Below are 19706 nucleotides of genomic sequence, written 5' to 3' on the forward strand. Positions count from 1 at the left end.
AAGGCGGTCACGGCACCCGACAGCAATCCGGCCAGCGCGAAGCTGATCCGCCGCAGCTCAGGATGGGTGATGCTCATAACCGAGGCGCTCCGGCAACGGCACTGGGCCGAGGTCGTCGACGAGGGTGAAGACCCCGTTGTCCACCAGCTCGCCGACGGGGGTGATCCTGACGGGTTCGCCTTGCCAAAGCGTTAACCCATCCACCGCGGGCGGGAGGGCGACGAGGAGCGCATAGTCGTCGCCGCCGGTCGCCGCGAACAGGCGGGCCGCGCGGTCCTGCCCGCGCTCGGCGACGAAGGCCGAGGACAGCGGCAGGCTGGCAAGGTCGAGGTGGAGGCCGCAACCGCTCGCCCGGGCGAGCCGCCAAGAGTCGAGCAGAAGTCCGTCGGAGACGTCCATGGTCGCCGTCGCGTGCGGCGCGAAGGACGCCCCGAGGTCGAGCAATGGAATGGGTCGCCGGTAGATGTCGACGAGGAGGCCGGTGGCGGCGCGATCGGCGAGGAGGCAGGCAAGGCCCGCGGCGCTGTCCCCGACTGTTCCGACCAGCCACAGCCGATCGCCCGGTCGCCCGCCCGAACGCGACGGGACAGCCGCGGCAGCGCGGCCGATCGCGGTCAGGCCGAGGACCCGCGGAGCACCCGCGGGAAGCGCGACCGTGTCCCCGCCGAGCAGCGGCAGCCGGTAATGCTCGCACAGTTGCGCGAGTCCGGCGAGGAAGCGCTCTTCCCAGCCGGGATCGTGGCCGATGGAGAGCGAAAGCAAGGCTCCGACCGGGGCGGCGCCCTTGGCGGCGAGGTCGGAAAGATTCACCGCGCCGAGCTTCCAGCCGACGCTCTCGGGCGGGTCGCTGGGGAGATAATGAACGCCCTCGACGACCGTGTCGTGAGTGAGGACGAGGTCGCCGAGGAGCGCGACATCGTCGGCGAGGCCGCGCGCGGCGGGATTGGTGGCGAGGGTGCGAAGCTGGTCGAGGAGGCTTGCTTCCGAGGTCACCCTATCCCCGCACGTCCCTGGCGATGCCGTCGAGGAGGCCGTTGACGAACTTGACGTCCTTCTCGTCGAAGAAGGCGTGGGCCACGTCGAGATATTCGTCGATCACCGTGCCGACGGTGACATCGGGGCGGGCGATCAGCTCGTAGGTGCCGGCGCGGAGGATGGCGCGCATCGAGCGGTCGAGCCGCTCCAGCTTCCAGCCTTCGGCGAGACGCTTGCTGACCAGCCCGTCGATCTCGGCAGCGCGGGCGGTGACGCCGCGGACGAGGTCGTCGAAGAAGTCCATCTCGGCGTCGACCATCGTCACTTCGTCGATCGTCTGGCCGAAGCGGTGCTGGTGGAATTCGTGAAGCAGGATGGGCGTGGGGGTGCCTTCCATCTCCTGCTGGTAGAGCGCCTGGACGGCGGCGAGGCGGGCGGCCGAGCGGGCGCGGCTCTTCTTGGGCTTGGGCTTGCTGTTTGGCTGGGACATGGGGCCGGGCCTATGCGCCTGTCGGCAGTTCAAGGAAAGAGCGCAGCGCCGCGGCGACCGGCTCGGGCTTCTCCCAGGGCACGAAGTGGCCGGCGTCCTCGATCCGGACGATCCTCAGATCCTCGACCAGTGTGTCGAGGCCGTCGAGCTGGAGCGGGAGCAGTGCCTTGTCCTTCATCCCCCAGACGACCAGCGTCGGGACGGCAATCTTCGGGAAGGCGCGGAGGAGGAAGTCGGGCAGCGGCACGGTGACACCCGGCGGCGGGACCATCACCGCGGCGCCGCGATACCAGTTTAGCATCGCGTTGAAGACGCCGGGCTGCGACCATTCGGCGATATATTGCGCCTTATCGTCCGCCGGAATGCTGGCGAGGTCGACATGGCCCGAGAAGCTCTTGTCGAAGAACGCCTCCCAGCCGATTGTCTCGGGGTAATGCTCGAAGCCCGGGGCGCGGAAGGCGGTGATGTACTGCGAGGCGGCGCGCTGGTCGGAATCCTCGATCAGGCTCTTCTGGAAGAGGACCGGATGGGGCGCGTTGACGATGGCGAGGCGTTTGAGGCGCGGGTCGCCGCGGAGCGCCGCCGCCCAGCTGACCGCCCCGCCCCAGTCGTGACCGACGAGGGTGAACGCATCGAGGCCGAGCCGGTCGACGAGCGCGAACAGGTCGCCCACGATCTTGTCGGTGGCATAATCGGCCTTGTCCTGCGGCGCGCCCGAAGCGGCGAAGCCGCGCTGGTCGGGCATGATCAGCCGGTAACGGTCCTCGAGCAAGGGTACGAGGCGGCGCCAGGTGCGGTGGCTCTCGGGAAAGCCGTGGAGAAAGACGATCGCCGGGCCGTCTTCGGGTCCGGCGGTGGCGACGTTGAGGGTGACCCCGGTCGACAGTGCGTGGCGGGTGAAGGTCGTCACGTGGGGATGATCCTCTCTTCTCGCTGGCACAGGCGACGGTAGTCGGCGGCGCTGGCGAGGGCCGCGGCATCGGCCTGCCGGGCGCGCTCGAGCGCAAGATCGAAGGTCGACCGATCGACCGGAGCCGAGCCGAGCTCGCGTCCGTCGCGGGCGAGCCTCACCAGCCGGAGCGGCGCCCGGCTCGCCAGCAGCGCGGCGAGATCGCGGCCCGAGACGGCGAGCTCGGACAGGCCGGGCGAGAAAGCGCGGCTGCGATAGGTGGTGGTGCCGCCGGCGAGGACCAGCTGTCCGGGCTCGCCAGCGCTGGTGCCGGGCGACATTCGGAAGCGGAAGCGGCCTTCGGCGATCTCGAGCACGCCTTCCTCGGCCTGCCACTCGGCGAGCAGGCGGGCGGGCGCCGTGCCGGCCAGGTTGAGGTCGAAATCGGTCCGGCCCGAGCGAAGCTCGCCGCGCGATCCGAGCGCGCGGACGCTGCCTGCGCGGACCGGGCCCTCGGCGGATTGCGCCGCGCAGGACCAGCCTGGCGCCCCTCCACCGCCGCCCGTGGTGGCGCAGCCGGCGAGTGCGAGGGGGAGCAGGACCGCGAGCGACCTCACGGATAGCTGACCGTCAGCGGGACTTCGGGAAGCGGGATCCATTCGTGATCGTCCTGCGGCGGAAGCGCGAATTCGCCGGCCTTCCAGGCGCGCTTGGCTTCCTGGATGCGGTCGCGGCGAGAGGAGACGAAGTTCCACCAGACATGGCGTTCGCCGTCCATCGGCGCGCCGCCGGCAAGCATCAGGCGCGCGCCTCGCTCGGAGCGAAGCACCGGCCGGGTACCGGGGCGGAGGAGCACGAGGTTCATCTGCTCGAGGCCGAAGCCGTCGACGCTTGCATCGCCGTCGAGCAGGTAGAGTGCGCGTTCGTCGGCCTCGCGCTCGAGCTCAATGCTCGCGCCGGGCGCAAGCTGAATCGACGCGTAGATCGTCGGGTGATGCTGGATGACGGGCGAGGTCACGCCGAAAGCCGACCCCATGATGAGGTCGAGACGGACTCCGCTGCCCTCGACCACCGGGATGCGATTGGCGGGGACGTGCTGGAAGGCGGCGTCGACCTCCTCCTTGTCCTGCGGAAGCGCAAGCCAGGTCTGGATTCCGTCGAGCCTCGGCCCCGCGGCGCGCTCGTCGGCGGGTGAGCGCTCCGAATGGCTGATGCCCTTGCCCGCCGTCATCAGGTTGACCGCGCCGGGTTCGATCCGCTGGATCGAGCCGACACTGTCGCGATGGTCGATCGCGCCCTCGAACAAATAGGTGACCGTGGCGAGGTTGATGTGGGGGTGCGGGCGAACGTCGATGCCCTCGTCGACCCCAAGTTGGGCCGGGCCCATCTGGTCGAAGAAGATGAACGGGCCGACCATCGTCCGCTGCTTGTGCGGGAGCGTGCGGTGAACCTTGAAGCCGCCGAGGTCGTGAGTGACCGGGGCGAGGCTGAGCAGGCGGGGATCGTCGTTGGTCATTCGCCGGGTGCCCTCGTTTCCATGGCCAGTGCGTGAACCTGTTCGTGCATCAACTCGCCGAGCGCCTTGTAGACCGCGCGCTGCCGCTGCACCCGCGACTGGCCAGCGAAGGCGGCGCTCTCGATCGCCAGGAAGAAGTGCGATTCGCCCCCTTCCCCGCGATAGCCGCCGTGCCCGCGGTGCTGCTCGCTGTCGTCGCGCAGTTCGATCCGCGTTGGAGCGAGCGAATTTTGCAGTCGAACCAGCATCTCGCGGGCGACCGGGCCAATGGCAGGGGCGTTCATCGCGCCTATATAGTAGGACTGACAGTTATTGACGACCGATGGCATCACGATCCCCCAAGTTCCACGGCCGGGTAGAAGGCGCCGCCGCCCATTGCGCGGTGCCGGGCTGCCACGAAGCCGGCGAGTTTCGCGCCCCGCTCACCGCTCCGTCGTTCGACGGGCCGGGCGAGTGGCAGTGGCTGTGCCTGGAGCATGTCCGCGAGCATAATGCGCGCTACAATTACTTCGCCGGGATGAGCCCGGACGAGATCGAGGCGGCGCAGTCACCGGTCGCCGGCTGGGATCGCTCGACCCGCGCCTTCGCCCATGTCGGCGGGGGCGATCCGGCGCCGAACTGGGCCGACTTCCGCGATCCGCTGGACGCCATCTCTGGCCGTTTCGGTGCGCGGATGCGAGCGGCGAGCGGGCCGGCCAGCCGCTTCTCGCCGGGCGAGAAGAGCGCTTTGTCGGTGCTCGGCCTCGGCGAGGATGCCGAGCTCGCCAATGTCCGCAAGCGCTATTCGGAACTGGTCCGGCGCTACCATCCCGATCGCAACGGCGGCGACCGGACGCAGGAAGCCAAGCTGCGCGGGGTCATCGACGCCTGGCAGACGCTGAGGAGCGCGGCGGCCTTCGCTTAAAGTTTAAGATTACGGGGCCCTGCCCAAGGAAGCGTCCCGCTCCCGTCTCAGTCGCGGTCGGGGGCGCCCAAGGGGAAATAGTGGCGGTATGGCCGCGCCTGTTCGACCGCCCGCGAGACCGCCGGTTGGGCGAGGAGACGGGCGCGGTAAGCGGCGAGCCTGGGACGATCGGGTCCGATGCGTTCGATCCAGTCGGCGTAGAAGAGCGCGGGCGCGGCGGCGCAGTCGGCCATGGTGAAGCGCTCGCCGACCGCCCAGCCGTCATCGCCGAGCCGCCCCTCGAGCCAGTCATAGGCGCGGCGGAGCTGGACCATCGCCTGCTCGACCCCATGCGGATCGCGCTTGTCCTCGGGCCGGAGCGCGTTGCCGACAGGAACGGTGGCCTTGTCCATTACCCGGCTGTCGAACACGCGATCGAGGAAGCGGACCTGAAGCCCCTCGTCGCCGTCGGGGATCCAGCGGTTCGAGCCGGGATGGTGGCGGTCGAGATGCTCGATGATGATCGAGCTCTCCGCGATCACCTGTCCGCCGTCGACCAGCAGCGGGAACTGGCCGAAGGGCGAAAGCGCGGCGAACTCGGGGCCATGCTGCTCGACCGAGCGGAACTCGAACGGCGTGTCGTTGGCCCAGAGCGGGATCAACGCCTTCCACGTGTAGCTGCTGAACGGGTGGCCGAAGAGGATGAGGCTCACCAGCTACCCTCCGTCATCGCCGCCCGGCGGGCGCGTTCGCGCTCGCTGACGATTTCGGGTCCGGCCCAGTTGGCGCCGATCTCGCCGGCGGGCTCGTAGGTGGCGATGATCGCGCCGGCGCTGGTCGCCTTCTGCTCGACGAGGCGCATGGCCTTCGCACTTGGCCCGTCGCCGAGCAGGCGCTTGCCGCCGCCGAGGATGGCCGGGAAGATCATCAGGGTCAGCCGGTCGAGCAGGCCGGCCGCGATCAGCTGGGGATAAAGGGTGCTGCTGCCCTGGATGAGGAGGTCGGGTCCGTCACCGGCCTTGATCGCCTCAAGCTCGTCCACGCCGCCGACCTTCACGCTGTTCGACCAGGGAAGGTCCTGCTCGCCGCGGGTCAGGACGTATTTGGTGGCGCGCGTGAAGTCCTGCCCCATCTGCATGGCCGCCGCCTCGCCCTCGTCCTTGCCGGTCATCTCGAACAGCTCGCCGTGACCGGTCGGATCCTGTCCGACATAGGGCCAGTAGGCGGCGAAGATGTCGTAGGTGCGCCGCCCGAGCAGCAGGTCATAGGGCGCGGCGAAGAAGGCATCGATCGCCTCGCCCACCGCCTCGTCGAAGAATTGAGGCAGCCACCCACCATGGGCAAAACCGCCGGTCGGGTCCTCGGTCGGACCGCCGGGTGCCTGCATCACGCCGTCGAGGCTGACGAAGGCGCAGCCGCGGATCTTACGCATCGACCGTGTCCCCCCGGCGCGCGGCCTCGATGGTGGCGATGTCGATCTTCTGCATGGTCATCATCGCCTCGAAGACGCGGCGCGCGACCGCCGGATCGGGATCGTTGTTCCCCTCCATCAGCGCGCGCGGGGTGATCTGCCAGGCGAAGCCCCAGCGGTCGGAGCACCAGCCGCAGTCGCTGGCCTGCCCTCCGTTGCCGACGATCGCGTCCCAGTAGCGATCGGTCTCCTCCTGGGTTTCGGTCAGCACCATGAAGCTCACCGCGAGGTTGGGCTTGAAGTCGGGGCCGCCGTTGAGGCCGAGGAACTGGCGCCCGAGCACGGTGAAGTCGACCGTCAGCTCGTCGCCCTGGTGGCCGCCGGGATAGTCGCCGGGAGCGCCCATCGCGGGTCCGACGTGGCTGTCGGGGAAGGTGGCGGCGTAGAATTCGGCGGCCTTGCGGGCCTCGCCGCGATCGAACCAGAGGCAGGTGCGAAGCTTGTCGGTCATGCCGTTTCTCCATGGCGGGGGCCGACGAGGCCGAAGGCCGCGCCTTGAGGGTCGATCCCAGTAAGGCTGAACTCGCCGCCGGGGATCTGGTGCGGGCCCATCAGCACCTTGCCGCCGCCCGCGTTCACCGCGGCGGTCGCTCGGTCGATGTCGTCGACGCCGAGATAATAGGTCCAGGCCGAGCGGGTCACGCCCGGCATCAGCCCCATCATTGCGCCGATGCCCGTCTCGCCATGCTGGATGAAGCGATAGTCGCCATATTCGCCCATCGGCATCGAGCCCTGCTGGGTCCAGCCGAAGTGACGGGTGTAGAAGGCGACCGCGCGCTCGGCATCGGCACTGCCAAGCTCGTTCCAGCGGACATGCTGCGGCTGGTCGACCGAGAAGACGTCGCTGGTCGCGTCGGCCGGTCCGTCGGGCTTCATCAGGTAGAGGGGAGCGCCCGTCGGATCGGCGATCATCGCCATCCGGCCGACACCGGGTGCCGACCAGGGCGGCATCAGCGTGGCCGCGCCGTCCGCGACCGCGTCGGCGACCGCACGGTCGACATCCTCGACGGACAGGTAACCGAGCCAGGACGGGGTGGCGCCATGCTCGGCCATCGCCGGATCGAGGCGAAGCACGCCGCCGGCATTGCCGCCATCGCCGCGCCGGATCATCCGATAGTCGAACTCTCCGGCGGGTTTCGGTTCGATGTCCCAGCCGACCACGGCGTCGTAGAAGGCCTTGGCCCCGTCGGGATCGGGGGTCATCAGCTCGTACCAGATGAAGCTTCCGGTCGAATTAGCCATTGGCCTTCTCCAGCAGGACGATGGGCTCGAAGCCGCCGAAGATCATCCGCTTGCCGTCGAACGGCATGGGCGTCTTCATCATCACCTCATTCTGACCCATGCGCGCGAAAGCGGCGTCACGGGTCGCCTTGTCCGGCCATTCGATCCAGGAGAAGCAGACCGTCTCGCCCTCCTGTCGGTCGACCGAGCGATGGAAGTCGGTCTGCTTGCCTTCGGGCACATCGTCGGCCCAGCATTCTACGATCCTGAGCGCACCTTCCTCGATCATGATCGCGTCCATCTGCCGCGCGTGATCGATGAAGGCCTGGCGGTCGCCGACCTTCACAGGAATGACGAATCCATCGACGTAGGCCATGGCTCAGGCCTCCGATTTGCGGGCGGCGAGGAGCGCCTCCAGCGCCTCATTCCCGACCAGCGGGGTGAAGCCGCCCCAGAACATGCGCTTGCCGTCGAACGGCATCTCGCCCTCGGGCTGAAGCTCGGGCATCCCCATGATCCTTTCCCAGCCTGCGTCACGGGCTGCCTTGTCGGGCCAGATGACGAAGGAGAAGACGACATTCTCGCCTTCCTCGGCGTGGACCGAGCGGGGAAAGCTGGTGAGGGTGCCGGGCTTCAGTCCGTCGCCGAGGGTCTCGATCGATACGCCACCGAGCTTGGCCGCTTCGCGGGCGAAGGTCTCTGCCATCGCCTTGTAGGCGTCATGCTTGTCGGGATGCAGGGGCAGGATGAATCCATCGACGTAGCTCATGCGACTTCTCCCTTCGGTTTGTCGGAGTAGAGCGCGATCTGGTCGGCCAGCGCGCGCTGGAAGGCGGGACGGGCAAGGCCGCGCGCCCGATAGGCGTCGAGCGTCGGATATTCGGCCACCGGGCCGCGCTCGTCGCCCATGATGCGCAGGACGGCGACCATCATCAGGTCGCCGATGGTGAAGCGATCGCCTTCGAGCCATTCGGAGCCGCCGAGCCATTCGGCCACCCGGCCAAGCCGCTTGACCAGCTCCTCGCGGGCGCTCGGCTTGCGCAGCCTGGCCCACTCCTCACCCGGGTAGAAAGCATCAAGCGCGGCATAGCCCATGACCCATGGCTCGACGCTGTTGAGCGCGGCATAGGTCCACTGGATGGCGCGGGCGCGAGCGGCGGGGTCGCTCGGCAGCAGTCGCTCGTCCTTCTCGCCGATGTGCTGGACGATTGCCCCGCTCTCGAACAGCTGGAGGTCGCCTTCGCGATAGGCGGGCACCTGGCAGAAGGGCTGTTCGCGTTCGTAGCCGGGCGGGATGGGCCCGACCGTCCGGACGCAATAGTCGGCGCCGATCTCCTCGAGTGCCCAGCGGACTCGAAGATCGCGGACCTGGCCGCGGGCGAAGGGCGGGACCCAGCCGAACGTCGTCAGCTCGATTCCCGCTTGCTCGACGAGGGCCACGGTCAGGCCTCTTCGACGATCGGCTGGTGCGGGACTTCCGCCATGGCATCGAGGTTCATCCAGCCGACTTCCCAATGGTGCCCGTCGGGGTCCTCGAAGCTGCGGCCGTACATCATTTCACCCATTTCCTGGGTCGGACCCGGATCGGGCAGGCCGCCCGCGGCCTCGGCGGTCGCGACCATCGCGTCCACGCCGGCACGGCTGTTGGCGGACACGCACAGCAGAACCTGGCTGGTCGCGTGGGCGTCGGCCACCGGCTTGCTGGTGAAGGTCGAGTAGAAGGGGTGCGCGAGGAGCATGACTTTAATCTCGTCGCTCCACGCCATCATGCTGGCCTGCTCGTTCGAGAATTTGGGATCCTTGGTGAAGCCAAGGGTCTCGTAGAAGGCGGTCGATCGCGCGACGTCCTTCACCGGCAGGTTGATGAAGATCATCTTGGGCACTGGCTTCCCCTTCCATGTGCGACTCGGAACGCTTGAAGGCTGCCTCCATTCGTCATATATTGCAACCGTGCAGTTAGGAAAAGTGACCAAGCGAGCGACGGCCGAGACGAAGCGGCTGTACGACGATGCCTGCGGGACCGCGCACGGACTCGAGCTGGTCGGCGACCGCTGGACGCTGCTGCTGCTGCGCGAGCTGATGTACGGGCCGCGGCGCTTTTCAGACCTCAAGCGCGACATGCTCGGGATCAGCGCCAACGTGCTGAGCCAGCGGCTCGAGGAGCTCGAGCGGCGCGGATTGCTCAGCAAGGTTCGGCTTCCGCCACCGGCAGCGCGCGACGCCTACCGGGCGACCGAGTGGGGTCTCGAGGTCAAGCCGGTCATTATGGAACTCGGCCGCTTCGCCGCGCGCTCGCCGGGGCACGATCCGACGCTTCCGCTAAGCCCGGTCTCGATCATGATGAGCTTCGAGACGATGATCGACGCCGGCCAGGCGGACGGCTTCTCGGGGCGGATCGGGTTGGTCCTGAACGACGAGCCCTTCATCGCCGACGTCCAGGGCCCGGCGATCACCGTTTCGCGCGGCGCGGTCGACGCCTGCCCGGCGGTGATCACCGGAACGCCGGAAGTGGTCGCGGGCGTGGTCTATGGCGGCGCACCGGTCGAAATGCTGGCTTTCGCGGGAGACGAAGCGCTGGCACGGCGTTTCCTCACCCTCTTCACCCTGCCGCCCAAGGTCGACGCCCGCCCCGGTTGAGACACATGGCCGCCCCAGCTAGAGCCTGCCTCATGTCCGACCTCCAGAACGAAACCCAGCTTCCCTCGGGCGAGACGCTGATGACCGCGCCCGACAAGATGCTGAAGGTGCGCGACGCCTTCGGGATCGACAGCGACATGGAGGTGCCGGCCTTCTCCGAGGCCGACGAGCGCGTTCCCGACCTCGATCCCGCCTATGTGTTCGATCCCGATACCACCCTCGCCATCTGCGCCGGCTTCGCGCGCAATCGGCGGGTGATGGTCCAGGGCTATCACGGGACCGGCAAGTCGACCCACATCGAGCAGGTCGCGGCGCGGCTGAAGTGGCCGTGCATCCGGATCAACCTCGACGCGCACATCAGCCGAATCGACCTCATCGGCCGCGACGCGATCGTGCTTCGCGGCGGCCAGCAGGTGACCGAGTTCCGCGAGGGCCTGTTGCCGTGGGCGCTCCAGCACCCGGTCGCGCTTGTGTTCGACGAATATGACGCCGGCCGCCCGGACGTGATGTTCGTCATCCAGCGCGTGCTCGAGGTCGAGGGCAAGCTGACCCTGCTCGACCAGAACCGGGTGATCCGTCCCAATCCCAATTTCCGGATGTTCGCGACCACCAACACGATCGGGCTGGGCGACACGACCGGGCTCTATCATGGCACGCAGGCGCTCAACCAGGGTCAGCTCGACCGCTGGAACATCGTCACGACGCTGAACTATCTGCCGGCGGCGACCGAGGCTCAGATCGTGCTCGCCAAGTCGGGCGAATATGACAAGCCCGACGGTCGCAAGACGGTCGAGCAGATGGTCAAGGTCGCCGACCTGACGCGGAGCGCCTTCATCAACGGCGACATCTCGACCGTGATGAGCCCGCGCACGGTGATCAGCTGGGCCCAGAATGCGCTGATCTTCGGCGACGTCGGCTTCGCCTTCCGGGTGAGCTTCCTCAACAAGTGCGACGAGGCCGAGCGTGGCCTGATCGCGGAAATGTATCAGCGGGTGTTCGGCAAGGACCTGCCGGAGAGCATCGCGGGCAAGGCCTGAGTGGCCGAAACCACGCCGCTCGATCGCTTCCGCCAGGTGCTTGCGGGCGCCGCGCGAGCGATCGCGCGCGACCCCGAGGTGGAGGTCGCCTTCGCTTCCGAGAGCGGGGCGCAGGGCGGCAAGCTGGCGCGAGTGGTGTCGCCGGGGCCGGGGTTGGCGCCGCGACTGGTCGCCGAAGCGCGCGGCGCGGCGGATTCGGTCGCGCTGAGGCTTCGTCACCATGATGCCAAGCTGCACGGCACTCAGGCGCCGGCCGACCCCGAGGCACGGGCAGTGTTCGACGCGCTCGAGGGAGCACGGGTCGAGGCGCTGGGCGCCCGGGCCATGGCCGGGGTTCGCGGGAACCTCTCCGAGTTGGCCGAGGCGCGGATCCGGAGCGATGCGATCACCCGGGCCCGGAGCGCGGAGGAAGTCCCGCTCGCGACCGCGATCGGACTGCTCGCGCGCGAGCGGCTGACCGGCGAGGCGCCGCCCGAGGCGGCCGCGCGCGGGCTCGAACTGGTGCGCCCCTGGATCGAGGAGAAAGCGGCTGGCGACCTCGATTCGCTTGCGCTTGCGCTCGATGACCAGGCCGCCTTCGCTGCGCTAGCCCGCAAGCTGCTCGAGGATCTTGAGCTGGTCGCGGCCGAAGACACTCCCGAGGAGGATCCGGACGAGGGCGGCGAGGACGAGCAGGGCGAAGACGAAGGCGAGGACGACTCGGACGACGAGGAGCAGGATGCCGGGCCGCAGGGCGGCGAGATGGAGCAGCGCGCCCAGCAGGAACAGTCCGACGAGGAGCAGGAGGACCTCGACGCCGACGACAGCGACGAGGAGCCCGGCGAGCCCGGCGAGCAGGGCGAGAGCAGCGCCGCCGCCCGCCCGAACCGTCGGCCGAACGAACCCGAACTTGCGGGCGACTATCGCGCCTTCACCACTCGCTTCGACGAAGTGGTCGAGGCCAGCGACCTGTGCGACGAGGAGGAACTGAACCGGCTGCGCGCCTATCTCGATACGCAGCTCGGGGCGTTGCAGGGGGTGGTGACACGACTCGCCAACCGGCTGCAGCGGCGGCTGATGGCGCAACAGGCGCGCTCATGGGACTTCGACCAGGAGGAAGGGCTGCTCGACGCGGCACGGCTGGCGCGGGTGATCGTCTCGCCCGGCCACAGCCTGAGCTACAAGATCGAGCGCGAGACCGAGTTCAAGGACACGGTCGTGAGCCTGCTGATCGACAACAGCGGGTCGATGCGCGGGCGGCCGATCAGCATCGCCGCGATCAGCGCAGACATCCTCGCGCGGACCCTCGAGCGGTGCGGGGTCGCGACCGAGATCCTCGGCTTCACCACCCGGGCGTGGAAGGGCGGACAGAGCCGCGAGGCGTGGCTGGGGGACGGCCGGCCACCCTCGCCGGGGCGGCTCAACGATCTCAGGCACATCGTCTACAAGCGCGCCGACGAGCCCTATCGCCATGCGCGGCGCAACCTCGGGCTGATGATGCGCGAGGGACTGCTCAAGGAGAATATCGACGGCGAGGCGCTGCTCTGGGCGCATGGCCGGCTGATCGCACGGCCCGAGGAGCGGCGAATCCTGATGGTCATCAGCGACGGCGCGCCGGTGGACGATTCGACCGCGAGCGCCAATGGCGGCGCCTATCTGGAAAAGCATCTGCGCCAGGTGATCGGCTGGATCGAGACCCGCTCGCCGGTCGAGCTGTCGGCGATCGGGATCGGTCACGACGTGACCCGCTATTACGAGCGGGCGGTGACGATCATGGATGCCGAGCAATTGGGCGGGGCGCTGGTCGAGCAGCTGGCCGGCCTGTTCGACCTCAAGGGCTGAGGTCGAAGGGATGGACCCGGCGGCGATACGCCACCGACCGCCGGGTCCCCCTCGTTACGCGACGCGAGGGATAGGGGCGGACGAGCCGACAGGGGGAAAAGCTCGTCCGTTGAAGGACTTATGTCCGATTCGCAGTTGAACGAGACTGAACGGCCTTTGCAGTCTTTGTTAAGCAAGCTGCTGATTGCGCTGGCTTTTTCGCTGCTCGCTGCCGATTCGCGATCGGGTTGGCCCGACCGCGTGCCGTCCCCGGCCGGGGTTGCTGCGGTACGATACTCTCCTGCCGGCGGAGAGGCGCGCGATGGGCCAGTACGGATCACGGGCATCTGGCGGGTGGAAGCGGCCGACGGGCGCTTCGCGGGACTGTCGGCGCTGGTCGCCGTGCCCGGCCGCCGGCTCCAGGCGCTGACCGATTCGGGCGTGCTGGTCGACCTCCCGCGACCAGGAGAGGGAAACACTGCCCGCCTTTCGGACCTCCCCGCCGGGCCGGGTTATCCGACGTTCAAGCGCTACCGTGATTCGGAGGCGATGCTGCTCGACCGTAACGGGGGTGGTCGCTGGGTGTCGTTCGAGAACCGGCACGGCCTGTGGCGCTTCGAGGCGGACGGCCGCGGGCGCGAGGTCATGAGCCTGCGCGGGCGCGGCTGGACCGCGAACGGAGGGATCGAGGCGATGGTCGAGGATCCGGCTGACGGAGCCCTGCTCCTGATCCCCGAAGACAGGCGGGTCGTGGTGCGAATGAAGAACGGGGTCGGCGAAGTCCCGCTTGGCGGAGCGACCGGCGGGATCGCCGATGCGGTGCGGCTGCCCGACGGGCGGATGGTCGTTGCGGTACGTGAGATCGGGCTGCTCGGAATCCGCAACCGCCTGGCCTGGCTACGCCGAGGGGGGCTCGGCTACCGGCTGACCCCGTTCGCCACCCTTCCGCTCGGCCCGCTTGACAATGTCGAGGGGCTCGCCGCCGATCCGGGATCGCTAGGCGGCACCCGGATCTGGGCGGTCACCGACAATGACGGCTGGCGCCGCACCCTGCTGCTTCGGATGGAGCTGGACACGACAAAAGCCCCGGCGAAGGCCGGGGCTCAAGGTCGCTAGAAGCCCCGGCGCGAGCCGGGACGAAACGAATCAGGCGGCGGCCGACTTGGCCTTCTTGGCGAGCTCGCGCTTGAGCTTGCGCGCCTCGGTGCCGAGCTTGTCTTCGCTGGTCTTGATCAGCCAGTTGTCGAGGCCGCCGACATGCTCGACCGAGCGCAGGCCATGGGTCGAGACGCGCAGCTTGACGCTCTTGCCCAGCTCGTCGCTGATCAGCGTGACGTTCTGCAGGTTGGGCAGGAAGGTCCGCTTGGTCTTGTTGTTCGCGTGGGAAACATTGTTGCCCACCTGCCGGCCCTTGCCGGTCAGCTCGCACACGCGCGCCATTTGTCTTATCCCGTGATTGGTCGAGGGCCGCTCGTAGCGAGCGTTCCTGCGAAAGCGCCGCCCCCTAACCTCTCCTCCCCTTCCCGTCAACGCTTCGCACGTCGCAACCGGGACGAACCCCGTGCGTTGCGGCCATGAAACGAACAGGAGTTCATGGGCACATGCGGGGCATCATTCTCATCCTCATCCTGCTGGTGGTGGCAGCGATCGCGGCCTTGGCGACCGGCCTCATCAACCTCGACGTCGTCCGGCCGGCAGCCGCGCCGAAGGTCGAGGTGACCGGCAACGGGATCACGGCGCGCGGAGGCCAGGCCCCCGCGATTCGCGTCGAGACCGGGAAGGTCCAGGTCAAGCCGCCCGAGATCCAGGTCACGCCGCGACGCGACGAGACCCAGCCGGCCACTGCTCCGGCCGCGAACCAGGCTGCTCCGGCGCAGCCGCCGGTCGCCACCACCGACTCGACGCAGCGCTAGGCTTGCGCCAAGCGGGCGGGGTGAGCTTTCCGCTTCCCCCGCCCATGCGCCGCGCGCTCGACCTTGCCGCAGAGGCGGCAGCGGCCGGCGAGGTGCCGGTTGGCGCGGTCGTGACCCGCGCAGGTACGATCGTCGGCGAAGGCCGCAACGGCATGCGCGAAGGGCATGATCCCACCGCCCATGCCGAAATCGTCGCCTTGCGCGCAGCCTCGACTTTCCTTGGCACGAGCAGACTCGACGACTGCACCCTGTGGGTCAGTCTCGAACCCTGCGCGATGTGCGCGGGTGCGATCGCGCTTGCCCGCATCGAGGCGTTACGGTTCGCGGCGGAGGATCCAAAGGGCGGCGCTGTGGTCAACGGGCCGCGATTGTTCGGCCAGCCGACGTGCCATCACCGCCCGGAAGTGCTTGGCGGGATCGGTGAGGAGGAAGCGGCGGCGATGCTTCGCGACTTCTTCAAGGAACGACGCTGATGCGGGGCATCGCGATCTACTCGCTGCTGATTGTCGCGTCCGCCGTGCTGTTCTGGTGGATCGGAGGTGCTCGCCCGGTACCGACCGAGCGGCTGGTCACGGGCTTGCTGCTGGTGCCGCTGTTCGCCGCGGCGATCCGGATCCGCTGGCAGAAGCGCCCTGATCTCCCGGCTAAGCGGGCGCAGCGGGGCGCCTCCCTCAAGGAAGGCGCCCCGCGCATCGATTAGCCGCGGAAGGGAACGACCTTGATCTCGACCCGGCGGTTGGCCGCGCGGTCGGCTTCGCTGCGTTCCGGGTTCACCAGCAGCTGCGATTCGCCGAAGCCGCGGGTGGCCATGCGGGCACGGGCGACGCCGCGCGCGGTGAGATAGTTGGCGACCGCCCCGGCACGACGCTCCGAAAGCGTCTGGTTGTAGGCGTCCGAGCCGCTCGAATCGGTATGGCCGTAGATGTCGATGTAGCTCTGATTGTACTGGGCGAGCGTCCCCGCGACTTCGTTGAGGGTCGACTGGAACTGCGGCTGGATGTCGTAACGGTCGTAGGCGAAGGTAATTCCGCTCGGCATGCGCAGGATCAGGTCGTCGCCCTGGCGGATGACGTCGACGCCGGTGCCTGCGGTCTCGCGGCGGAGCTCGGCTTCCTGCTGGTCCATGTAGCGGCCGACGGCGGCGCCACCCAAGGCGCCGATGCCCGCGCCGATGATCGATTCGGTGCGGCTGTTGCGACCGCCGACGATATCACCGACGAGATAGCCGCCGGCCGCGCCGAGGATGGCGCCGAGGCCGGTCTGGCTGATCCGGCGGTTGCCGGTCTCGGGATTGGTGGTGCAGGCGCTGGTCGCCACCAGCGAGGCGGCCATCAGGCCGACGGTGAGCTTCTTCCCCTTGGTCATCACAAGTCCACTCCGTGTTGTTCGGACATTCTTTTTCTCAGGCTGAGGAAACCGGTCGGGCTCGCGGATGGTTCCACTTCCACAACGATCGGCACCTTGCCGCCTGCTCTGTTTGAAGGCTAGAAGCTGACCCCTCGATGAGCGGCACCCTGCTCCCCTTTCCCTGGTTCGACCTGATCCTGATCCTGGCGTTGGTCGCGCTCAACGGCGTGTTCGCGATGAGCGAACTCGCGATCGTCTCGGCGCGCGAGGCGCGGCTGAAGGCAATGGTCAAGGCGGGCAGCGGCGGCGCGAAGACCGCGCTCCAGCTGGCGTCGGACCCGAGCCGCTTCCTGTCGACGGTGCAGATCGGGATCACCTTGATCGGAATCCTGGCCGGTGCCTATTCGGGCGCGAGCCTCGGGACCCCCGTCGCGCAGCGGCTGACCTTCCTCGGCCTGTCCGCGGAGACGACCGAAAGCGTCGCCTTCGGAATCGTGATCGTCCTGACCACCTTCGCCAGCCTGATCGTCGGCGAGCTGGTGCCCAAGCAGTTCGCGCTGCGCAATCCCGAGCCGATCGCGGCGACCATGGCGCGGCCGATGTTCTGGCTGTCCAAGGCGACCGCGCCGTTCGTGTGGCTGCTCGACAAGACGTCGGCGCTGATCTTCCGCGCGCTCGGACTCAACCGCGAGAGCCAGAACCAGGTCACCGCCGAGGAACTCCACCTCGTCGTCGCCGAGGCGCAGACCGCGGGCGTGCTCGAGGAATCCGAGCGCGCGATCATCTCGGGCATCGTCCGGCTGGCCGACCGTCCGGTTCGCGAGGTCATGACCCCGCGGACCGAGGTCGACTGGATCGACATCGATTCGAGCGTCGAGGAGATCAAGGCGGCGCTCGCCGAGACCCCGCACAGCCGGCTTCCCGTGGCCGAAGGTTCGGTCGAGGAAATCGTCGGGGTGGTGCAGACCCGCGACATGCTCGACGCGCTTCTCGCCGGACGGCCACTCGACCTTCGGGCGCTGGCGCGCAAGGCACCGGTCATCCCCGACATGATGGACGCGATGGATGCACTCGGCGTGCTGCGCTCGGCCGAGGTGCCACTGGCGCTGGTGCACGACGAATATGGCCATCTCGACGGCATCTGCACCCCGGGCTCGATCCTCGCGGCGCTGGCCGGGACCTTTGCCAACGACCAGGAGGACGAGGATCCGCCACTGGTCGAGCGCGAGGACGGCAGCTGGCTGGTCTCGGGGGCCGCGACCGCCGACCTGCTCGACGACCGGCTGGGGGTGAACCTTCCGGCCGAGCGCGACTATTCGACCGTCGCGGGTTTCGCCCTGTCGGTGCTCAAGCATCTGCCCGAGACGGGCGAACGGTTCGACCATGACGGCTGGCGCTTCGAGGTGGTCGACATGGACGGGCGCAAGATCGACAAGCTGCTGGCCACGCGCCGGCGGCGGCGCGAACCGGTCGAGGACTAGCCCGGCTTTGCCTTTTCGCGCCCGTGCCGCTAAGGGCGCGCGACCAAACCGCTTCACAGCACAACTTCAGGAATTGCATGGCCAAGGAAGAACTTCTCGAGATGCGCGGGCGGGTGGTCGAACTGCTCCCCAACGCGATGTTCCGCGTCGAGCTCGAGAACGGTCACGAGATCCTGGGTCACACCGCGGGCAAGATGCGCAAGAATCGCATCCGCGTGCTGACCGGCGACGAGGTGCTGGTCGAGCTGACGCCCTACGACCTCACCAAGGGTCGCATCACCTACCGCTTCATGCCCGGCCGCGGGGGCCCGCCCGGCTACAACGGCTAAGGCGCGGCCATGCGCCTGGTCCTCGCCTCGGCGAGCCCGCGCAGGGTCGACCTGCTCGCCCGCATCGGGGTCACTCCCGACGCCATCCGTCCTCCAGACATCGACGAGGAACCGGGCAGGAGCGAGCTGCCACGGCCGCATGCGCTGCGCCTCGCGAGCGAGAAGGCCGCGGCGGTGGCCGCGCTCGAGCCCGACGCGCTGGTGCTGGCGGCCGACACGGTGGTCGCGGTCGGCCGACGGATCCTCCCCAAGGTCGAGGACGAGGCCACCCTTCGCGACTGCATGCGGCTGCTCAGCGGGCGCCGGCACAAGGTGCTGACCGGGGTCGCGCTGGCGGTGCCCGGCGGCCGGCTCAAGAGCCGGCTGGTCGAGACCGTCATTGCGATGAAGAGCCTCTCGGCCGAGGAGATCGACTATTATGCCGGCCATGGCGAATGGCGCGGCAAGGCCGGTGGCTATGCGCTGCAGGGCTATGGCGAGGTTTACGTCCGCTTCATGGCCGGAAGCTGGTCGAACGTCGTCGGCCTGCCGTTGGCCGAGACTAGGCATCTCCTGAAAAGCGCGGGATATCCGCTTGCCTGAGTGGGTCTCCGAGCAGGGAATAGGGGAAACCCGTTTCGCCCTGCTTGACGGCGACCACATCCTTGCGGCGCGGGTCGAACCCGAGGGCATGATGGCCGCGGGGACGCGGGTCGAGGCGCGGCTGAAGGTCACGCGCCCGCGCCCTGTCGCGCTGCTGGAGAATGGAGGCGAGGTGCTTCTGAAGGCGGCTCCGCGCGGAGTCACCGAGGGTGGCCGCTTCATGCTCGAGATCACCCGGCCAGCGCTTCCCGGGCCCGAGCCGTGGAAGCGCGCGCTGGGGCGGGCCGCGGCGGATGCTCCGGCGGCCTTCGACACGCTCGACGCCGCGGCACTGATGGTCCCCGACGTCGCCGATCGGCTCGGCAAGGCGGGCTGGGACGAGCTGCTGGGGCAAGCGGCCGACGGACGAGTGGCCTTCGCCGGCGGCGAACTGCTGCTTGCTCTCACCCCCGCGATGACGGTGATCGACGTCGATGGCTGGCTTGCACCGGAAGAGTTGGCCATCGCCGGTGCCCGAGCCGCGGGAGCGGCGATCCGCCGTCTCGACATTCAAGGCAACATCGGGATCGATCTGCCGAGCGTCGCCGGCAAGGCAGCGCGGCAGGCCGCCGCCGAGGCGCTCGACGAGTCGCTTGGGGGCGAGGCGTTCGAGCGGACGGGCGTGAACGGCTTCGGCCTGCTCCAGGTGGTTCGTCCGCGTCGCAGGCCCTCGCTGCTCGAACTGGCGCATGACGCCGCCGCTTTTGCCGCGCGTGCCCTGTTGCGACGATCGGCGCTCGGCGGCCACGGCCCAGTGAGGCTGGCAGCACATCCGACGGTCGCGGCGGTGCTCGAGCGCAACGGGGGGTGGCTGGACGAACTCGCCCGGCAGCGCGGAGGCGCGATCAGCTTGCGGGTCGACCCCGGCCTCGCCATGTCGGGCAGCCATGCCGAACCCGTCTAAGCCCTGCCCGCTGTGCAAGAAGCCGGCCGATCCGCTTCATGCCCCTTTCTGCAGCCGCGGCTGCAAGGACCGCGACCTGCTGCAATGGCTCGGCGAGGGATACCGGATTCCGGGACCGCCGGCCGATCCCGGGCTGGACAGCGATAACGACGACCGTTAGGGGAGCGCCTCGCACGGCCCTCGGGCCTGCCT

General features: G+C 68.7%; 29 protein-coding genes. 13 read left to right on the forward strand and 16 right to left on the reverse strand.

The window, feature by feature from the left end:
• Nucleotides 1-57: 57 nt before the first annotated feature.
• From thiL to ABD727_RS00180, 6 genes are read right to left on the reverse strand one after another with little or no spacing between them, the layout of a single operon-like run.
• Nucleotides 58-993: a thiamine-phosphate kinase gene (thiL, locus tag ABD727_RS00155; protein WP_344705361.1), complete on the reverse strand. Its 936-nt coding sequence runs from the start codon at nt 991-993 to the stop codon at nt 58-60.
• Between the two features lies 1 nt (nt 994).
• On the reverse strand, nt 995-1465 hold the full coding sequence (gene nusB, locus ABD727_RS00160; RefSeq protein ID WP_344705362.1) for a transcription antitermination factor NusB: 471 nt from the start codon (nt 1463-1465) through the stop codon (nt 995-997).
• 10 nt (nt 1466-1475) lie between these two features.
• Nucleotides 1476-2375 carry an alpha/beta fold hydrolase gene (locus ABD727_RS00165; RefSeq protein ID WP_344705364.1) on the reverse strand — a complete coding sequence of 300 codons (900 nt, stop codon included), beginning with the start codon at nt 2373-2375 and terminating at the stop codon, nt 1476-1478.
• Nucleotides 2372-2971 (reverse strand): hypothetical protein, encoded by a 600-nt coding sequence (locus ABD727_RS00170; protein ID WP_344705365.1) that lies wholly within the window; start codon nt 2969-2971, stop codon nt 2372-2374. The genes ABD727_RS00165 and ABD727_RS00170 overlap by 4 nt, the downstream gene beginning before the upstream one ends.
• Nucleotides 2968-3870 (reverse strand): pirin family protein, encoded by a 903-nt coding sequence (locus tag ABD727_RS00175; protein WP_344705366.1) that lies wholly within the window; start codon nt 3868-3870, stop codon nt 2968-2970. Before ABD727_RS00175 ends, ABD727_RS00170 begins: the two co-directional genes overlap by 4 nt.
• Nucleotides 3867-4154, reverse strand: a complete 288-nt coding sequence (locus ABD727_RS00180; protein ID WP_344705367.1) for a BolA family protein — start codon at nt 4152-4154, stop codon at nt 3867-3869. The genes ABD727_RS00175 and ABD727_RS00180 overlap by 4 nt, the downstream gene beginning before the upstream one ends.
• Before the next feature lie 38 nt (nt 4155-4192).
• Between ABD727_RS00180 and ABD727_RS00185 the strand changes: the two genes are divergently transcribed.
• Complete coding sequence (locus ABD727_RS00185; RefSeq protein ID WP_344705368.1) at nt 4193-4774, forward strand: J domain-containing protein; 582 nt, start codon at nt 4193-4195, stop codon at nt 4772-4774.
• 47 nt (nt 4775-4821) lie between these two features.
• Here ABD727_RS00185 and ABD727_RS00190 read toward each other — a convergent pair whose 3' ends face one another.
• From ABD727_RS00190 to ABD727_RS00225, 8 genes are read right to left on the reverse strand one after another with little or no spacing between them, the layout of a single operon-like run.
• Nucleotides 4822-5466: a glutathione S-transferase family protein gene (locus ABD727_RS00190; protein WP_344705369.1), complete on the reverse strand. Its 645-nt coding sequence runs from the start codon at nt 5464-5466 to the stop codon at nt 4822-4824.
• Nucleotides 5463-6185 (reverse strand): dihydrofolate reductase family protein, encoded by a 723-nt coding sequence (locus tag ABD727_RS00195; RefSeq protein ID WP_344705370.1) that lies wholly within the window; start codon nt 6183-6185, stop codon nt 5463-5465. The genes ABD727_RS00190 and ABD727_RS00195 overlap by 4 nt, the downstream gene beginning before the upstream one ends.
• Nucleotides 6178-6675, reverse strand: a complete 498-nt coding sequence (locus ABD727_RS00200) for a VOC family protein (protein WP_344705371.1) — start codon at nt 6673-6675, stop codon at nt 6178-6180. The genes ABD727_RS00195 and ABD727_RS00200 overlap by 8 nt, the downstream gene beginning before the upstream one ends.
• Nucleotides 6672-7466 (reverse strand): VOC family protein, encoded by a 795-nt coding sequence (locus ABD727_RS00205; RefSeq protein WP_344705372.1) that lies wholly within the window; start codon nt 7464-7466, stop codon nt 6672-6674. The genes ABD727_RS00200 and ABD727_RS00205 overlap by 4 nt, the downstream gene beginning before the upstream one ends.
• On the reverse strand, nt 7459-7821 hold the full coding sequence (locus ABD727_RS00210; protein WP_344705373.1) for a DUF1428 domain-containing protein: 363 nt from the start codon (nt 7819-7821) through the stop codon (nt 7459-7461). The genes ABD727_RS00205 and ABD727_RS00210 overlap by 8 nt, the downstream gene beginning before the upstream one ends.
• A 3-nt stretch (nt 7822-7824) precedes the next feature.
• Entirely contained in the window at nt 7825-8214 is a 390-nt protein-coding gene (locus ABD727_RS00215; RefSeq protein ID WP_344705374.1) for a DUF1428 domain-containing protein, read from the reverse strand.
• Entirely contained in the window at nt 8211-8885 is a 675-nt protein-coding gene (locus ABD727_RS00220) for a glutathione S-transferase family protein (protein ID WP_344705375.1), read from the reverse strand. The genes ABD727_RS00215 and ABD727_RS00220 overlap by 4 nt, the downstream gene beginning before the upstream one ends.
• A 2-nt stretch (nt 8886-8887) precedes the next feature.
• Nucleotides 8888-9319 carry a VOC family protein gene (locus ABD727_RS00225; RefSeq protein ID WP_344707989.1) on the reverse strand — a complete coding sequence of 144 codons (432 nt, stop codon included), beginning with the start codon at nt 9317-9319 and terminating at the stop codon, nt 8888-8890.
• A gap of 91 nt (nt 9320-9410) precedes the next feature.
• On the opposite strand from ABD727_RS00225, the gene ABD727_RS00230 reads away from it, so the two are divergent.
• From ABD727_RS00230 to ABD727_RS00245, 4 genes are all read left to right on the forward strand, one after another.
• Nucleotides 9411-10082 (forward strand): winged helix-turn-helix transcriptional regulator, encoded by a 672-nt coding sequence (locus ABD727_RS00230; protein ID WP_344705376.1) that lies wholly within the window; start codon nt 9411-9413, stop codon nt 10080-10082.
• 32 nt (nt 10083-10114) lie between these two features.
• A complete protein-coding gene (cobS, locus tag ABD727_RS00235) occupies nt 10115-11119 on the forward strand; it encodes a cobaltochelatase subunit CobS (protein WP_344705377.1) in 1005 nt (334 codons plus the stop codon).
• A complete protein-coding gene (gene cobT / locus ABD727_RS00240; protein ID WP_344705378.1) occupies nt 11120-12940 on the forward strand; it encodes a cobaltochelatase subunit CobT in 1821 nt (606 codons plus the stop codon).
• Between the two features lie 156 nt (nt 12941-13096).
• Nucleotides 13097-14035: an esterase-like activity of phytase family protein gene (locus tag ABD727_RS00245; RefSeq protein ID WP_344705379.1), complete on the forward strand. Its 939-nt coding sequence runs from the start codon at nt 13097-13099 to the stop codon at nt 14033-14035.
• A 30-nt stretch (nt 14036-14065) separates the two neighbouring features.
• Here the strand turns inward: ABD727_RS00245 and rpmB are convergent, their stop codons facing one another.
• Nucleotides 14066-14359, reverse strand: a complete 294-nt coding sequence (rpmB, locus tag ABD727_RS00250; protein WP_344705380.1) for a 50S ribosomal protein L28 — start codon at nt 14357-14359, stop codon at nt 14066-14068.
• A 161-nt stretch (nt 14360-14520) separates the two neighbouring features.
• Between rpmB and ABD727_RS00255 the strand changes: the two genes are divergently transcribed.
• From ABD727_RS00255 to ABD727_RS00265, 3 genes are read left to right on the forward strand one after another with little or no spacing between them, the layout of a single operon-like run.
• Nucleotides 14521-14832, forward strand: a complete 312-nt coding sequence (locus ABD727_RS00255) for a hypothetical protein (RefSeq protein WP_344705381.1) — start codon at nt 14521-14523, stop codon at nt 14830-14832.
• Between the two features lie 44 nt (nt 14833-14876).
• Nucleotides 14877-15305 carry a nucleoside deaminase gene (locus ABD727_RS00260; protein ID WP_344705382.1) on the forward strand — a complete coding sequence of 143 codons (429 nt, stop codon included), beginning with the start codon at nt 14877-14879 and terminating at the stop codon, nt 15303-15305.
• Nucleotides 15305-15532, forward strand: coding sequence for a hypothetical protein (locus ABD727_RS00265; RefSeq protein ID WP_344705383.1), 228 nt, complete (start codon nt 15305-15307; stop codon nt 15530-15532). The genes ABD727_RS00260 and ABD727_RS00265 overlap by 1 nt, the downstream gene beginning before the upstream one ends.
• On the opposite strand, the gene ABD727_RS00270 is transcribed toward ABD727_RS00265, so the two are convergent.
• Entirely contained in the window at nt 15529-16197 is a 669-nt protein-coding gene (locus tag ABD727_RS00270; RefSeq protein ID WP_344705384.1) for a YiaD family glycine zipper/OmpA-like lipoprotein, read from the reverse strand. The genes ABD727_RS00265 and ABD727_RS00270 overlap by 4 nt on opposite strands.
• 137 nt (nt 16198-16334) lie before the next feature.
• Here ABD727_RS00270 and ABD727_RS00275 point away from each other — a divergent pair, with 137 nt between their 5' ends.
• The 5 genes from ABD727_RS00275 to ABD727_RS00295 all read left to right on the forward strand — a co-directional run bounded on the left by ABD727_RS00275 (nt 16335) and on the right by ABD727_RS00295 (nt 19674).
• Nucleotides 16335-17660, forward strand: coding sequence for a hemolysin family protein (locus tag ABD727_RS00275; RefSeq protein ID WP_344705385.1), 1326 nt, complete (start codon nt 16335-16337; stop codon nt 17658-17660).
• 77 nt (nt 17661-17737) lie between these two features.
• A complete protein-coding gene (gene infA / locus ABD727_RS00280) occupies nt 17738-17989 on the forward strand; it encodes a translation initiation factor IF-1 (protein WP_029941555.1) in 252 nt (83 codons plus the stop codon).
• Nucleotides 17990-17998: 9 nt separating this feature from the next.
• Nucleotides 17999-18571 (forward strand): Maf family protein, encoded by a 573-nt coding sequence (locus ABD727_RS00285; protein WP_344705386.1) that lies wholly within the window; start codon nt 17999-18001, stop codon nt 18569-18571.
• Complete coding sequence (locus tag ABD727_RS00290; protein WP_344705387.1) at nt 18564-19514, forward strand: ribonuclease; 951 nt, start codon at nt 18564-18566, stop codon at nt 19512-19514. The genes ABD727_RS00285 and ABD727_RS00290 overlap by 8 nt, the downstream gene beginning before the upstream one ends.
• Complete coding sequence (locus ABD727_RS00295) at nt 19498-19674, forward strand: DNA gyrase inhibitor YacG (protein ID WP_344705388.1); 177 nt, start codon at nt 19498-19500, stop codon at nt 19672-19674. Before ABD727_RS00290 ends, ABD727_RS00295 begins: the two co-directional genes overlap by 17 nt.
• Nucleotides 19675-19706: the final 32 nt, after the last annotated feature.

The sequence above is a fragment of the Sphingomonas swuensis genome (genome assembly GCF_039538045.1).
Taxonomy (GTDB): domain Bacteria; phylum Pseudomonadota; class Alphaproteobacteria; order Sphingomonadales; family Sphingomonadaceae; genus Sphingomicrobium; species Sphingomicrobium swuense.

What these genes read in the sequence shown, in the direction of transcription:
- nusB (WP_344705362.1), bottom strand. Translation starts at nt 1,465, where the DNA reads ATGTCCCAGCCAAACAGCAAGCCCAAGCCCAAGAAGAGCCGCGCCCGC.
- ABD727_RS00175 (WP_344705366.1), bottom strand. Translation starts at nt 3,870, where the DNA reads ATGACCAACGACGATCCCCGCCTGCTCAGCCTCGCCCCGGTCACTCAC.
- ABD727_RS00180 (WP_344705367.1), bottom strand. Translation starts at nt 4,154, where the DNA reads ATGAACGCCCCTGCCATTGGCCCGGTCGCCCGCGAGATGCTGGTTCGA.
- ABD727_RS00185 (WP_344705368.1), top strand. Translation starts at nt 4,193, where the DNA reads ATGGCATCACGATCCCCCAAGTTCCACGGCCGGGTAGAAGGCGCCGCC.
- ABD727_RS00195 (WP_344705370.1), bottom strand. Translation starts at nt 6,185, where the DNA reads ATGCGTAAGATCCGCGGCTGCGCCTTCGTCAGCCTCGACGGCGTGATG.
- ABD727_RS00200 (WP_344705371.1), bottom strand. Translation starts at nt 6,675, where the DNA reads ATGACCGACAAGCTTCGCACCTGCCTCTGGTTCGATCGCGGCGAGGCC.
- ABD727_RS00205 (WP_344705372.1), bottom strand. Translation starts at nt 7,466, where the DNA reads ATGGCTAATTCGACCGGAAGCTTCATCTGGTACGAGCTGATGACCCCC.
- ABD727_RS00210 (WP_344705373.1), bottom strand. Translation starts at nt 7,821, where the DNA reads ATGGCCTACGTCGATGGATTCGTCATTCCTGTGAAGGTCGGCGACCGC.
- ABD727_RS00215 (WP_344705374.1), bottom strand. Translation starts at nt 8,214, where the DNA reads ATGAGCTACGTCGATGGATTCATCCTGCCCCTGCATCCCGACAAGCAT.
- ABD727_RS00225 (WP_344707989.1), bottom strand. Translation starts at nt 9,319, where the DNA reads ATGATCTTCATCAACCTGCCGGTGAAGGACGTCGCGCGATCGACCGCC.
- cobS (WP_344705377.1), top strand. Translation starts at nt 10,115, where the DNA reads ATGTCCGACCTCCAGAACGAAACCCAGCTTCCCTCGGGCGAGACGCTG.
- rpmB (WP_344705380.1), bottom strand. Translation starts at nt 14,359, where the DNA reads ATGGCGCGCGTGTGCGAGCTGACCGGCAAGGGCCGGCAGGTGGGCAAC.
- ABD727_RS00255 (WP_344705381.1), top strand. Translation starts at nt 14,521, where the DNA reads ATGCGGGGCATCATTCTCATCCTCATCCTGCTGGTGGTGGCAGCGATC.
- ABD727_RS00260 (WP_344705382.1), top strand. Translation starts at nt 14,877, where the DNA reads ATGCGCCGCGCGCTCGACCTTGCCGCAGAGGCGGCAGCGGCCGGCGAG.
- ABD727_RS00265 (WP_344705383.1), top strand. Translation starts at nt 15,305, where the DNA reads ATGCGGGGCATCGCGATCTACTCGCTGCTGATTGTCGCGTCCGCCGTG.
- ABD727_RS00270 (WP_344705384.1), bottom strand. Translation starts at nt 16,197, where the DNA reads ATGACCAAGGGGAAGAAGCTCACCGTCGGCCTGATGGCCGCCTCGCTG.
- ABD727_RS00275 (WP_344705385.1), top strand. Translation starts at nt 16,335, where the DNA reads ATGAGCGGCACCCTGCTCCCCTTTCCCTGGTTCGACCTGATCCTGATC.
- infA (WP_029941555.1), top strand. Translation starts at nt 17,738, where the DNA reads ATGGCCAAGGAAGAACTTCTCGAGATGCGCGGGCGGGTGGTCGAACTG.
- ABD727_RS00285 (WP_344705386.1), top strand. Translation starts at nt 17,999, where the DNA reads ATGCGCCTGGTCCTCGCCTCGGCGAGCCCGCGCAGGGTCGACCTGCTC.
- ABD727_RS00295 (WP_344705388.1), top strand. Translation starts at nt 19,498, where the DNA reads ATGCCGAACCCGTCTAAGCCCTGCCCGCTGTGCAAGAAGCCGGCCGAT.